Annotated in this window: 11 protein-coding genes; 8 read left to right on the forward strand and 3 right to left on the reverse strand. The window is 73.1% G+C overall.

The genetic code is table 11. From position 1 onward, the window contains the following. Nucleotides 1-41: 41 nt before the first annotated feature. On the forward strand, nucleotides 42-986 hold the full coding sequence (locus NMK34_RS05825) for an AraC family transcriptional regulator (RefSeq protein ID WP_318332518.1): 945 nt from the start codon (nucleotides 42-44) through the stop codon (nucleotides 984-986). After that, nucleotides 983-1,324, forward strand: a complete 342-nt coding sequence (locus tag NMK34_RS05830) for a VOC family protein (protein ID WP_282312906.1) — start codon at nucleotides 983-985, stop codon at nucleotides 1,322-1,324. The genes NMK34_RS05825 and NMK34_RS05830 overlap by 4 nt, the downstream gene beginning before the upstream one ends. A gap of 18 nt (nucleotides 1,325-1,342) precedes the next feature. Here NMK34_RS05830 and NMK34_RS05835 read toward each other — a convergent pair whose 3' ends face one another. Both NMK34_RS05835 and NMK34_RS05840 read right to left on the reverse strand, forming a co-directional pair. Then, a complete protein-coding gene (locus NMK34_RS05835; RefSeq protein ID WP_013284238.1) occupies nucleotides 1,343-2,410 on the reverse strand; it encodes a glycerophosphodiester phosphodiesterase family protein in 1,068 nt (355 codons plus the stop codon). 153 nt (nucleotides 2,411-2,563) lie between these two features. Next, nucleotides 2,564-4,864 carry a DUF4173 domain-containing protein gene (locus NMK34_RS05840; RefSeq protein ID WP_318332519.1) on the reverse strand — a complete coding sequence of 767 codons (2,301 nt, stop codon included), beginning with the start codon at nucleotides 4,862-4,864 and terminating at the stop codon, nucleotides 2,564-2,566. 155 nt (nucleotides 4,865-5,019) lie between these two features. Between NMK34_RS05840 and NMK34_RS05845 the strand changes: the two genes are divergently transcribed. Then, on the forward strand, nucleotides 5,020-5,916 hold the full coding sequence (locus tag NMK34_RS05845; RefSeq protein WP_318332520.1) for a lytic polysaccharide monooxygenase: 897 nt from the start codon (nucleotides 5,020-5,022) through the stop codon (nucleotides 5,914-5,916). A 1-nt stretch (nucleotide 5,917) separates the two neighbouring features. Here NMK34_RS05845 and mgrA read toward each other — a convergent pair whose 3' ends face one another. After that, a complete protein-coding gene (gene mgrA, locus NMK34_RS05850) occupies nucleotides 5,918-6,907 on the reverse strand; it encodes an L-glyceraldehyde 3-phosphate reductase (RefSeq protein ID WP_318332521.1) in 990 nt (329 codons plus the stop codon). A 57-nt stretch (nucleotides 6,908-6,964) separates the two neighbouring features. On the opposite strand from mgrA, the gene NMK34_RS05855 reads away from it, so the two are divergent. The 5 genes from NMK34_RS05855 to NMK34_RS05875 all read left to right on the forward strand — a co-directional run bounded on the left by NMK34_RS05855 (nucleotide 6,965) and on the right by NMK34_RS05875 (nucleotide 12,844). Next, nucleotides 6,965-7,933 carry an aldo/keto reductase gene (locus NMK34_RS05855; protein ID WP_047894557.1) on the forward strand — a complete coding sequence of 323 codons (969 nt, stop codon included), beginning with the start codon at nucleotides 6,965-6,967 and terminating at the stop codon, nucleotides 7,931-7,933. Nucleotides 7,934-7,991: 58 nt separating this feature from the next. After that, a complete protein-coding gene (locus NMK34_RS05860; RefSeq protein ID WP_318332522.1) occupies nucleotides 7,992-9,482 on the forward strand; it encodes a magnesium chelatase in 1,491 nt (496 codons plus the stop codon). Between the two features lie 2 nt (nucleotides 9,483-9,484). After that, nucleotides 9,485-11,440: a VWA domain-containing protein gene (locus NMK34_RS05865; protein WP_318332523.1), complete on the forward strand. Its 1,956-nt coding sequence runs from the start codon at nucleotides 9,485-9,487 to the stop codon at nucleotides 11,438-11,440. Between the two features lie 255 nt (nucleotides 11,441-11,695). After that, complete coding sequence (locus NMK34_RS05870; RefSeq protein WP_318332524.1) at nucleotides 11,696-12,070, forward strand: hypothetical protein; 375 nt, start codon at nucleotides 11,696-11,698, stop codon at nucleotides 12,068-12,070. 198 nt (nucleotides 12,071-12,268) lie between these two features. Then, nucleotides 12,269-12,844, forward strand: a complete 576-nt coding sequence (locus NMK34_RS05875; protein WP_013475362.1) for a hypothetical protein — start codon at nucleotides 12,269-12,271, stop codon at nucleotides 12,842-12,844. The last annotated feature ends 103 nt before the right edge of the window (nucleotides 12,845-12,947 follow it).

Here is a 12,947-nt window from a genome sequence, read left to right on the forward strand (position 1 = left end):
GGCCCATGGTCAGGACGCGCGATCCTGTGTTCAATCGTCTCGTGGACGCCGTCTCCGGCCTGCTCGACGGTCCCCGGGCGCGGGGCGCCTTCCTGCTGCGCTCGATCCTCACCCCGCCCTGGTCGATGCTGATCCGGGACGAGGCGCCGCTCACGCTCGTCGCCGTGGTGCGGGGCGACGGCTGGATCGTGCCGGAAGAGGGCGGGGCCGCGCGGCTGACCGGCGGTGACGTGGCGATCGTGCGCGGGCCGGCCCCGTACACGGTGGCGGACGACCCGGCCACGGCGCCGCAGGTGGTCGTGCACCCGGGCCAACGCTGCACCACACCCGACGGGCGCGAGCTGTTCGCGATGACGCGGTGGGGCGTACGCACCTGGGGCAACGGGCCGGACGGCCGGACCGTGCTGCTCACCGGCACGTACCCGGTGCGGGGCACGGTCGGACGGCGGCTGCTGGACGCGCTGCCGCCGCTCGCGGTGGTGCGCCGCGAGTCCTGGGACACGCCGCTCGTACCGCTGCTGGCCGCCGAGATCGTCAAGGACGACCCCGGCCAGGAGGCGGTGCTCGACCGCCTGCTCGACCTGCTGCTCATCGCCGCGCTGCGGGAGTGGTTCGCCCGGCCGGGTGCCGCCGCGCCCGCCTGGTACCGGGCGTACGCCGATCCGGTGGTCGGCCGCGCGCTGCGGATGCTGCACCACGACCCGGCCCGGCCGTGGACGGTGGCGTCGCTCGCCGCCGAGGTGGGGATGTCCCGGGCGGCGCTGGCGCGGCGCTTCACCGCGCTGGTCGGTGAGCCGCCCATGGCGTACCTGACGGGCTGGCGGCTGGCGCTCGCGGCCGACCTGCTCCGCGAGCCCGGCGCCACCGTCGGCGCGGTCGCCCGCCGGGTCGGCTACGGCAGCTCGTTCGCCCTGAGTGCGGCGTTCAAACGCCGGTACGGCGTGAGCCCGCGCGGCCACGTCGACCCGGATAGATTGGCCGGATGACTGTCGACCTGTTCGCCGGCGTCCCGGTGCGCGATCTCGCGGTGGCGACGGACTGGTACGAGCGGCTGCTCGGCGCACCGCCGCAGTTCCGGCCCGACGACAGCGAGGCGGTGTGGGAGCTGGCCGAGCACCGTTACCTCTACGTCGATGTGCGGCCCGAGCACGCCGGTCACGCCATGCAGACGGTCTTCGTCGACGACCTCGACTCCCGCGTCGCGGCGATCGCCGCCCGTGGTCTGACGCCGACAGCGCAGGAGACCTACGACAACGGGGTCCGGAAGGTGATCTTCCACGACCCGGACGGCAACGAGATCGGCTTCGGCGGCGGCCCGGCCTGACCGGGCCGCCGCCGGACCTCAGCGCGCCCGGTACGCCTTCGGCAACCGCATCCCGCGCTCGGCCATGAGCTGCCGCACCCGGTTCGGGTAGTCGGTGATGATCCCGTCGACGCCCATGTCCATGAGCGCCGCCACTGTGGGCATGTCGTCGCAGGTCCAGGGGATGACCTTGAGCCCTCGCGCGTGCGCGTCGGCGATCATCCGGCGGTCCGGGTAGAAGCGGAAGTTCGGGTCGGCGATCGTGCCGTTCTGCGGGAACCCGTAGTTCGGGGACAGTGCGGTCACGCCGGGGGTCGCGGCGGCGGCCCGGACGAAGTCGCCACCGAAGTCGTCCACGTCCAGCCCGCCCAGCCACGGCGACGCGCCCGGCTTGCCGACCTGGAGGAAGTCGTAGTTCGTCAGCGCCACGAGCGGCCAGCGCGGCGCGAGCCGGTGCATCTCCCGCAGCGCGCCCCAGTCGAAGGACTGGATGGTGACCTGCCGCTCGATGCCCGAGCGCCGGATCTCCTCGAAGACCCGCCTGACGAACAGCTCACGCGGCGCGGTCTGCTCGGGCGCGCCCGCCTCCACCTTGGTCTCGATGTTGAGCGTGATCCCGTGCGCGCGGTAGCGCTTCACCAGGTCGAGCACGTCGCGCAGCTCGGCCATCCGGACACCGGCGATCTGCTCCTGCTCGGGGAAGCCGGGCAACTGCTGGTAGCCGCAGTCCATGGTCTTGATCTGCGCGAGCGTGAGGTCCTTGATGTACTTCCCGACGTACGGGTAGGCCGGGTCGCCGGGCCGCACCGGGGCGGTGTCGCGGCACTTCTGCGCGCTGACCTGCCGGTCGTGCGTGACTACCACCTTCTCGTCCCGGGTGACCTGGGTGTCCAGCTCCAACGTGGTGACGCCGAGGCGCATCGCCTTGGCGAACCCGGCGAGCGTCTCCTCGGTGGTCATCCCGATGCCGCCGCGGTGGGCCTGAAGGTCGAAGTGGGTCCGCTGCGGCGGTACGCCGGGACGGTCGGCCGGACCCGCGTGGGCGACGCCCGGCACGGCGAGCACCGCGCCGGCGACGAGTGCCGTCACGAGCTGACGGGTGGACATGGAGAAACCTCCGCTACCTCGGTTGTCGTTCGCGCAGCCGAAGCTAGGTGCGGAGTCGGTGCCCGCCGTGGCATCGAGGTGAGGAGCGGATGAACGGTCGCCGGACGGCTGCCGGTGGCCGGGCCGCGGTGGTCCGCGGCCCGGCCTGCGACATCAGCGGGGACGCCGCGTCTTCGGCAGGTCGAACTGGTCAGCCCGTCGGCAGTCCTTCGGACCGCCGATCGCCTGCGGGCCGACCTCGTCGAGGGCCTTACGGGCGCGCTGGCGGCCCAGGTTCCAGGCGTACCAGGGGTCGGGCTCGGCGAGGTCGTCGGCGATCCAGCTCAGCGTGCACCGGCGTACCGGGTCGGGGAGCTTGGCGAGCGCCGGGGTGGCGTCGGCGGACAGCGCCCGCAGGTACCAGGCGTCGATCTTGCCGGTCTGCTCGTACCGCAGCGTGTTGCGGCGGGCGACGTAGTCCTCCGGGTTGAGCACGGCCAGGCCGAGCAGCATCGCCACGGCCAGCGCGAGCGTGGTGCCGGGAATCCACCGGCCCCGCCACTTGACACCGGCCGCGATGATCATCAGGAAGACCGTGCCGAGCAGCATCTCGAACGCCATCACGAAGATTCGCTCGCCGGTGAAGCTGTAGACCTTCTGGTACGTCCACATCCGGGACAGCGCCGACGCCACGATCACCACGCTCAGCGCGCTGATCAGCCCGAGCAGCACGCGCAGCATGATCCGCTCGACCGGCCGCTCCCGGCGTGCCCAGCGGCTCACCCCGCCGAGCACCGCCACGGTCAGCAGCGTGACGAAGAGCAGCTGCCAGAAGCCGCTGCGCGCGTACTCGGCGTAGCTGAGCCCGGCGACCCGCTGCACGTGCTGCTGCCCGCCGAAGAGCGTGGTGAACTGCACCACCACGAACCCGGCGAACAGCAGCGTGAGCGCGCCGATGGCCGGGGCCCACTCCAGCAGGCCGAGACGGCGCTCACCCTCGCGATCCACTGTGGACAGGTCGGGCGGCGCGGCGAGCGTGTAGAGCGCGGCGACAGCGATCAGCCCGCCCACCACTGCGAGGAACAGCCAGCCGAACACCGTACCGAGGTTAATCTCGGGGACGAGCGAGCCGAGCGCCTCGGAGAACGCCGCGTCGGCCGACGCGAGCAGGCTGCCGAAGACCACGAGCACCACGACCGTGGCGACCACCGAGACGGTCACCTTTCGCACCGTCGCCTCCTGCGGCGAGGCGGTGATGTGCCGGCGTACCCACGACAGGCCGCGCAACGCCGCGAACGGCGTCGCCACCAGGCCGAACAGGACCGAGCGCACCAGCCGCCCGCCCATGATCGCGAGGGTGGCGCAGCCGAGCGCGCCGAGCACGCAGAACGTCACGAGCCACCAGGCGTTGCGGAACGCCGGCACGGCGATCAGGGCCAGCGCGGCCGCCGCCCACCCGGCCCGGATGAACTTGTCGGCGCGCGGCAGCTCCGCGGTCTTCGACCGGACCGCCAGCACCACCGCGAGCGTGAGCGTGAGCCACCCCAGGAACCAGCCGACGCCGACGCGGCCCAGCGGCACGAAGACCGCGCTGCCGACCGCAGCGGCCAGCACCGCGAGCGGCACGGCCCGCCCGGTCGCCGCCTTCGGGCCGGGCCACCGCGCACCGAGGAACGAGGTCCGCGGCACCTGAGGTCGCGGCGCCCACGTCGGCGCCTGCGGGTGCCCGCTCCACCCCATTCCGGGGTACGGCGGCGCGGGCACCGGCCCACCGCCGTGCGGAGGCGGCGTGCCCGGAGCACGTTGCGCACCCGGCGCGGGCGGCGGCCCGGAGGCCGGCTGCGTGCCCGGCGCTGCCCATGACCCGGAGGCCGGCTGCGGGCCCGCGGGAGCGGCAGACGTCTGCGAGGCCCCCGCCGGGTCTGAGGTCGCGGAAGTGGCCGTCTGCGGAGCGCCGTCGCCGGGACGCGCGCCGGCCTCACCGGAGCCGGCCGTGGCCGCCCCCGCTGCGTCGGCGCTCGCGACGGACGGCTTCGAGCCGGCCGCCTGGGTGGTGGCCGAAGCCGCCGGGGCGGCGACAGCCTCTCCGCCCGTCGGCCGGTCGGCCGGTGCGGCGGCGGGCTTTCCCCTACCTGTCGCTGCCGTCGTAGCGCCCTCCTGCGGGGAGCGCTCGGCGGCGGGCGCTGTGGCCTGGGCGGGCACCGCCGCCGCAGGCTGGCCGGTCGCCGTCTGCTGGCCGGTCGCCGGGACCAGCGGGAGGAACAACGCGTACCCCTGGGTGCCGGGTGGCACGGTGACCGGAATCGCCCAGCCGGGCTGCCCCTCGGCGCCCGGCCAGGGCACCGGCGCGGGAGCGCCCTCCATCGTGGGCAGGACCAGCAGGTACGGCTGTGCGGGGGCGGGGACGTCGCCCGGCGCGGGCCCGGCCGCGGGGGCGGCGCGGGACGGCTCGGGGGACGGGGCCGGCTCGGACAAGGGACGCTCCTCGATCACAGGGTTTCGTCACTGTAGGGCCCATCAGGTGTCCGTCGCCGCCCCGGTTGTCCGTTCGGTCATGCCGCCCCGGCCGATCGGCGCGGATCGAACCTTTGGCGGCTCGCGGCCGTACCAGTGCGCGGGAGGTCGATCACATGGCCGCACGTCGCGCGCTCGCCGCGCTCGCCGCCGTCGCCGCGACGGTGCCGCTGACCGCCGCGCCGGCCGCGGCGCACGGTGCGCCGACCAGCCCGCTGAGCCGGGCCGCCGCGTGCGGGCCCGAGGGTGGCCGGGCGCAGACGCCCGCCTGCCGGGCCGCGGTCGCCGCCGGAGCGGCGGTACGCGAGTGGGACAACATCCGGGTGGCGCGGATCGACGGGCGGGACCGGGAACGCATCCCGGACGGGGAGCTGTGCAGCGGCGGGCTGTCCGCGTACCGGGGACTGGACCTGGCGCGCGCCGACTGGCCCGCCACCACGCTCACGGCCGGTGCCCGGCACACGTTCCGCTACCGCACCACCATTCCGCACCGGGGCACGTTCCGGTACTACGTCACCACCGGCTCGTACTCGCCTCGACGCTCGCTGACCTGGGCGGATCTGGAGGAGAAGCCGTTCCTTCAGGTCACCGACCCGCCGATCCGCGCGGGCGCGTACGAGATGCGGGGGCGGCTGCCGGCCGACCGTAGCGGCCGGCACATCGTCTATGTGATCTGGCAGAACTCGGACACCCAGGACACGTACTACTCCTGCTCGGACGTGATCTTCCGGGCGGTACGCGGTGCGTCGGACCCGCCGTCGGCAGCGCCGAAGGCGAGCGCGTCGCCTCCGCGTACCCTCGCCGTTCCGGCGGCCGACGACGAGTCGGCGGTGCCGGTCGCGACGGTGACCGACGGCGGACCGCTGTCCCGGCCGCTCGTGGTCGGCGCGGCGGCGCTCGTCGTCGCGCTGCTCGCGGCGGCGGTGGTCGGACTGCGACGGACCGGCGGGCCGCCGCCCGGGCGGCCGTGCGGTGTCCGCAACCACCGCGCCGGGCGGCGCCGCATCTGGTGACTCAGCCGAGCAGGCGCTCGATCTCGGCCAGGTCGTCCCCGGCGAGGTCGAGGTTGTTCAACGCGGCCACGTTGCCCTCCAGTTGCCCGACGCTGCTCGCGCCGATGATGAGGCTGGTCATGCGCGGGTCGCGCAGCGCCCACGCCAGGGCGAGCTGGGCCAGGGTCTGCCCGCGCCGCTGCGCCACCGCGGCGAGCCCCCGGACCGTCGCCATCGTCTCCTCGTCGAGGTCGCTCTCGTTCAGGAAGACGCTCGTGCGTACCCGGGAGTCGGCCGGGATGCCCTTCAGGTAACGGTCGGTGAGCAGGCCCTGGGCGAGCGGGCTGTACGCGATGCAGCCGGCGCCGACGCGCTCCAGCGTGTCCAGCAGGCCGTCGCTCTCCGTCCAGCGGTTCATCATCGAGTACGACGGCTGGTTGATCAGCAGCGGCGTACCCAGGTCGCGCAGGATCGCGGCGGCCCGCTCGGTCTGCTCCGAGTCGTAGTTGGAGATGCCCACGTAGAGCGCCTTACCGGAGCGGACGATCGCGTCGAGCGCGCCCATCGTCTCCTCCAGCGGGGTCTCCGGGTCGAACCGGTGCGAGTAGAAGATGTCGACGTAGTCCAGCCCGAGGCGGCGCAGCGACTGGTCCAGCGACGAGATCAGGTACTTGCGCGAGCCCCACTCGCCGTACGGGCCGGGCCACATCAGGTAGCCGGCCTTGCTGGAGATCACCAGCTCGTCCCGGTACGGCTTCAGGTCGGTGGCGTGCAGCCGGCCGAAGTTCTCCTCCGCCGAGCCGGGTGGCGGGCCGTAGTTGTTCGCGAGGTCGAAGTGGGTGATGCCGAGGTCGAAGGCGCGGCGGACGATGTCGCGCTGCCGCTCGAAGGGGCGGTCCGGTCCGAAGTTGTGCCACAGGCCGAGGGAGATGACTGGCAGCTTCAGTCCGCTGCGGCCACTGCGCCGGTAGATCATCTCGTGGTAACGGTCGTCGCTGGCGAGGTAGGTCACCAGGCCATTCTGTCCGGACCGGAGTGCGCACGCAGCAGCCCGGGTACGTTCGGCCTCATGCGTTACGTGCGGCTCGACACCCCCAAGCCCATCTCCAAGATCGGCCTCGGCACCTGGCAGTTCGGCTCCAAGGAGTGGGGCTACGGCCCCGAGTACGAGCGCCGCGCCGCCGAGATCGTCCGGCGGGCGCTCGACCTGGGCGTCACCCTGTTCGACACCGCCGAGCTGTACGGCTTCGGCCGCAGCGAGCGCATCCTCGGCGCGGCCCTGGGCGACGACCGGGCCAAGGTCGTGGTCGCCACCAAGATCTTCCCGTTGCTGCCGGTCGCCCCGGTGGTGCAGCAGCGCGCGGTCGCCTCCGCCGCCCGGCTCGGCGTCGACGGCATCGACCTCTACCAGGTGCACCAGGCCAACCCGGTGGTAGCCGACACCACCACCATGCGCGGCATGCGCTCGTTGCAGGACGTCGGGCTGGTCGGCGAGGTCGGCGTCAGCAACTACGGCCTGCGCCGGTGGCGGTTCGCCGAGGCCGCGCTGGGCCGTCGGGTGCTGAGCAACCAGGTCCGCTACAGCATGATCGACCGCGGCCCCGAAGAAGACCTCATCCCGTACGCGGAGCAGGCCGGCCGGATCGTCATCGCGTACTCCCCGCTGGCGCAGGGTTTCCTCTCCGGCCGCTACGACGCCACGAACCCGCCCGCCGGGGCGGTACGCCGGGCCAACCCGTACTTCCTGCCGGAGAACCTGGAACGCGGCACCGCGCTGATCGCCACGCTGCGCGAGGTCGCCGACGCGCACGACGCGACGCCGAGCCAGATCGCGCTCGCGTACGTGCTGCGGCACCCGAACGTGGTGGCCATCCCCGGTGCCTCCGGGGTCGAGCAGATGGAACGCAACGCCGCCGCCGCCGAGATCGACCTCGCCGACGACGAGTACGCCGCACTGGTCGCCGCCGCGCACGCCTTCCGCCCGGTCACCGGGCTGGCCGCCGTACCCCGGATGGTCCGCGCCCGGCTCGGGAAGTGAGCGGCGCTCCGGCGGCGTCAGTGACGACGGGCGCCGCCGGTCATCGGACCGCGCTAGCGTGGGTCGGGTGACCGCTCCCAACCAGGTTTCCCCGGTCCCGCCCGCCGACCTGCCGAGCACGCTCGGCGAGCTGCGCGCGACCGGCCACCGCTACCGCACGGTCAAACAGGAACTCCGAGACAACCTCCTCGCCCGGATGGGCTCCGGCGAGGACCGCTTCCCCGGCATCGTGGGCTACGAGGACACGGTGCTGCCCGAGGTCGAGCGCGCGCTGCTCGCCGGGCACGACATGGTGCTGCTCGGCGAGCGCGGGCAGGGCAAGACCCGGCTGATCCGCTCACTCGGTGCGCTGCTGGACGAGTGGACCCCGGTGATCCCCGGCTCGGTACTCAACGAGCACCCGATGCACCCGCTCACCCCGGCCTCCCGGGCGCTCGTCGGCTCGGCCGGCGACGACCTGGCGATCGGCTGGCTGCACCGCTCGATGCGGTACGGCGAGAAGCTCGCCACGCCGGACACCAGCGTCGGTGACCTGATCGGCGACGTCGACCCGATCCGCCTCGCCCAGGGGCGCACGCTCGGCGACCCGGAGACCATCCACTTCGGGCTCGTACCGCGCACCAACCGGGGCGTCTTCGCCGTCAACGAGCTGCCCGACCTGGCCGAACGCATCCAGGTGGCGCTGCTCAACGTGCTGGAGGAGCGCGACATCCAGGTCCGCGGCTACCAGTTGCGGCTGCCGCTGGACCTGCTGCTCGTGGCCAGCGCCAACCCGGAGGACTACACCAACCGGGGCCGGATCATCACGCCCCTGAAGGACCGGTTCGGCGCGGAGATCCGTACCCACTACCCGCTCGACCTGGACCTGGAGCTGGCGCTGATCCGGCAGGAGGCCGACCTGGTCGCCGTCGTACCGGAGCACGTGCTGGAGGTGCTGGCCCGCTTCGCCCGCGACGTGCGGGAGTCGCCGTCGGTGGACCCGCGCTCCGGCGTGTCCGCCCGGTTCGCCATCGCCGCCGCGGAGACGGTCGCCGCCGCCGCGTTGCGTCGTTCGGGTCTGCTGGCAGGTGCCGCTGCCGGTGCCTCGGGTGGCGGCGCTGCGTCTGCGTCTGCCTCTCGTCCGGAGGCGCCGGTGGCCCGGATCGGGGACACCGTGTCGGTGACCTCCACCCTGCGCGGCAAGGTCGAGTTCGAGAGCGGCGAGGAGGGACGCGAGATCGAGGTGCTCGCGCACCTGCTGCGTACCGCCACCGCCGAGACGTTCCGCGCCCGCCTCGCCGGGCTCGACCTGTCCGGCTTCACCGCGATCGTGGCCGAGGGCGGCGCCGTCGAGACCGGCGAGCTGGTCTCCTCGTCGGAGCTGTTGCGCCAGGTCGGGACCGTGCCGGGGCTGGCCAAGGTGCTCGACCGGCTCGGGCTCGGCGACGCGCCCAGCCCGGAGGAGGCGGCAGCCGGCATCGAGTTCGTGCTGGAAGGGCTGCATCTGACCCGCCGGCTCGGCAAGGACGTCACCGACTCCGGGCGCACCGTCTACGGGGACCGGGACTGACAGTGGCCGGCGGCAACCGCTTCCGGTACGGGCAGTGGCGCGGCGGACCCGACCCGCTCGCCCCGCCGTACGACGTGCGCGCCGCGGTGGACGCGGTCGGCTCCGACGTGCTCGCCGGCGGCAGCCTGCGCGAATCCCTGCGCGAGCTGCTACGGCGCGGCCCGCAGGGGCGCGGCGGGCTCGACGACCTGGCCGCCCGCGCCCGCCGCCTGCGCCGGGAGGCGCTGCGCCGCGGCGACCTCGACGGGGCCGTCACCCGGGCCCGGGCACTGCTCGACCAGGCGCTCGCAGCCGAACGCGACGAGCTGCGCGGCCGCGACGGCGACGACGCCCGGTTCGCCGAGGCCGTGCTCGACAACCTGCCCCGCTCCACCGCCCGCGCGGTGTCGGAGCTCTCCGGGTACGACTGGGCGAGCGCCGAGGCGCGGCAGACGTACCAGCGGATCCTCGACGGGCTGCGCGGCGACGTGCTGGAGCAGCGGTTCGCCGGGCTGCGCGACGCGGCCCGGGCCACCGCCGACCCGGCCGTCCAGCGGCAGCTCGCCGAGATGATGCGCGACCTCAACGACCTGCTCGCCCGGCACGCCCGCTCCGAGGACACCACCGACGCGTTCGCCGAGTTCATGCGCCGCCACGGCGAGTTCTTCCCGGAACGCCCCACCGACGTCGACGAGCTGATCGACGTACTGGCCCGGCGGGCCGCCGCCGGTGAGCGCCTCATGCGGTCGCTGTCGGACCGGCAACGTGAGGAACTCGCCGGGCTGATGCGCCAGTCGCTCGGCGACCGGCTCTCTGGTGAACTGTCCCAGCTCGACGCGCACCTGCGGTCGCTGCGGCCGGACCTGAACTGGCAGCGCGGCGAGCGGGTCCGCGGCGACCAGCCGCTCGGCTACGGCGAGGCCACCGGCGCGCTGGACGAGATCGCCGAACTCGACGAGCTGCTGGACTCCCTCGACCAGGACCAGCCCGGCGCCACACTCGACGACGTCGACGTGGAGGCCGTCGCCCGGACGCTGGGCCGGGACGCCGCCGACGACGTACGCCGGTTGCAGGAACTGGAACGCGAGCTGCGCCGCCAGGGCTGGGTCACCCGCGACGCGGACGGGCTGACGCTCAGCCCCAAGGCGCTGCGCCGGCTCGCGAGCACTGCGCTGCGGCGCGTCTTCTCCGACCTGACCGCCGGCCCGCGCGGCCAGCACGACCTGCGCACGGCGGGCGCCGCAGGCGAGGTGAGCGGGGCGTCACGCCCCTGGGAGTACGGCGACGAACAGCCGCTTGACGTGGTGCGCACGCTCACCCGGGCGGTGCGACGGGCCGGTCCCGGAGTGCCGGTGCCGCTCGCGGTCGAGGACTTCGAGGTGGTGGAGACCGAACGGCGGGCGTCGGCGGCGGTGGTGCTGTGCGTCGACCTGTCGTACTCGATGATCTCGCAGGGCCGGTGGGGTTCGATGAAGCAGACCGCGCTGGCCCTGTCGCACCTGATGGCGACCCGGTTCCCGCAGGACGCGCTGCAGATCGTCGGCTTCGGCCGGGAGGCGATGCCGCTGACCCAGCAGGAGCTGGCGGCGGTGGAGCCGGACATGCAGCAGGGCACCAACCTCCAGCACGCGCTGCGGATCGCCGGGCGGCACCTGCGCCGCCACCCGGGTGCCGAGCCGGTGGTGCTGGTGGTCACCGACGGCGAGCCGACAGCGCACCTGGACCCGGAGGACGGTGAGGCGTACTTCCACTGGCCGCCGCTGCCGGAGACGATCTCGGCGACGATCCGGGAGGTGGACCGGCTGACCCGGTACGGCGCGACGCTCAACCTGTTCATGCTGGGCGACGATCCAGGGCTGCGCCGGTTCGTGGATGCGGTGGCGCGGCGTTCGGGTGGCCGGATGTTCACCCCGGACCTGGACGACCTGGGCGAGTACGTCGTCTCCGACTACCTACGCGCCCGCCACGGCCGCCGCTGAGCTTGCGCCCGCGCGCTCGCTCTCGCGCTCTCGCCCGCGCGCTCTCGCCCGCGCTCTCGCTCTCGCGCTCTCGTCGATCTTGGAGTTGTGGTGCCCATGATGCCCGGTTTGCGGCTTTCGCGAGGTGCCGCAACTCCAAGATCGGCGGCCTCTCCTGGAGCCTTGGCGAGTCCTCGTCAGCTCGGGCACAAGAGCCGCCCGGGATCCCCTGGGGCATCCGCGATCTTGCACTTTCGTACCCTGCAAACCGCGCGAATGGGGCACCTGAAGGTCTCGAACCGCAAGATCGAGCAGGTGACCCGGGGTGCCGTCCGCTCGCCCGGGTCAGCCCGGCCTGGCTCGGGGTCGATCATGAACTTGGCGGTGTTTGGTGTCCGTTTTGTCGCCGTCAACTTCATGATCGACGGCGCGGGGCGGGTGCGTGTGGTGCGGTCCGTGCCGGTGTGGGCGGTGGTGTTCGGTTCGGGGGTGGTGGGTGGCACTCGGGGGGTGGAATCGCGGGCGGGTGGGTGGCGTTGTAACCGGGTGAACGACCGAGCGTCGGCGGCGCGCCCTGCGAGCGGGGTGGCATCCGCCAGCCCGGGAATCATCCTGGCCGGCTGGTCGTTGAACACGGTTCCGACGACGTGAACCCCCGCCGCTTTCTGGTGGCGTGTGGCGCCCCCGGGAATGGTGGCGGGTGGCGGGTCGTTGAACAGTGTTCCGGCGCCGCGACGAGGCCCCCCTGCCCTCGCGAGCAGCCGATCCCCCCAATCTTTTGAGCGCCTGACGGTGCCCACGCATCCCCGTTCCCCCGCGGGGTGTGTCGACCCCCGAATGGAGCCCTCCATGAATACGATTCTGCGGAAGAGCATTCTGGGTGTTGCTGGTCTGGCTTTCACCGGTGGCGTGTTCGCCGGTCCGGTGGCTGCGCACGCGGCGGAGACCACGCACGTGGCGAAGCCGGTGAGTGTGAGCGTGCAGGGTGACAAGCTGATCCCGCACGGTGTGCAGGGTGAGCAGTCGCGTATCGACCTGAACGACGAGCAGACCGCGAATGTGAAGGCGATCATTGCGGCGACGAAGAAGGCCGGCATGGACGAGCGTGCCGCGGTCGTGTCGATCGCTACGGCGTTGCAGGAGTCGAAGCTGGAGAACCTCGGCCACCTCGGTGACCGTAACGACCATGACTCGCAGGGCCTGTTCCAGCAGCGCCCGTCCAGTGGTTGGGGCACGGTGGAGCAGATCACCGACCCGGAGTACTCCACGACGGCGTTCCTGAAGGGTCTGAAGCAGGTCGACGGCTGGCAGGACATGCCGCTGACCAAGGCCGCCCAGACCGTCCAGGTGTCGGCCTACCCGGACCACTACGCCCAGTGGGAGCAGCAGGCCGCCGACCTCGTCGCCCAGCACTGGAACAGCTAAGACGAACAAGTGAGACCAAGCTGAAGGCCGGCACCCCGAACCAACGGGGTGCCGGCCTTCACGCGTCTGGGTGAACCGGGCACGGTAGCCGGGGTGCCCGCAG

Source organism: Micromonospora sp. BRA006-A (genome assembly GCF_033433935.1).
In the GTDB taxonomy this organism is placed as follows: Bacteria; Actinomycetota; Actinomycetes; order Mycobacteriales; family Micromonosporaceae; genus Micromonospora; species Micromonospora aurantiaca.

What these genes read in the sequence shown, in the direction of transcription:
- NMK34_RS05830 (WP_282312906.1), top strand. Translation starts at nt 983, where the DNA reads ATGACTGTCGACCTGTTCGCCGGCGTCCCGGTGCGCGATCTCGCGGTG.
- NMK34_RS05835 (WP_013284238.1), bottom strand. Translation starts at nt 2,410, where the DNA reads ATGTCCACCCGTCAGCTCGTGACGGCACTCGTCGCCGGCGCGGTGCTC.
- NMK34_RS05845 (WP_318332520.1), top strand. Translation starts at nt 5,020, where the DNA reads ATGGCCGCACGTCGCGCGCTCGCCGCGCTCGCCGCCGTCGCCGCGACG.
- NMK34_RS05855 (WP_047894557.1), top strand. Translation starts at nt 6,965, where the DNA reads ATGCGTTACGTGCGGCTCGACACCCCCAAGCCCATCTCCAAGATCGGC.
- NMK34_RS05870 (WP_318332524.1), top strand. Translation starts at nt 11,696, where the DNA reads ATGGGGCACCTGAAGGTCTCGAACCGCAAGATCGAGCAGGTGACCCGG.
- NMK34_RS05875 (WP_013475362.1), top strand. Translation starts at nt 12,269, where the DNA reads ATGAATACGATTCTGCGGAAGAGCATTCTGGGTGTTGCTGGTCTGGCT.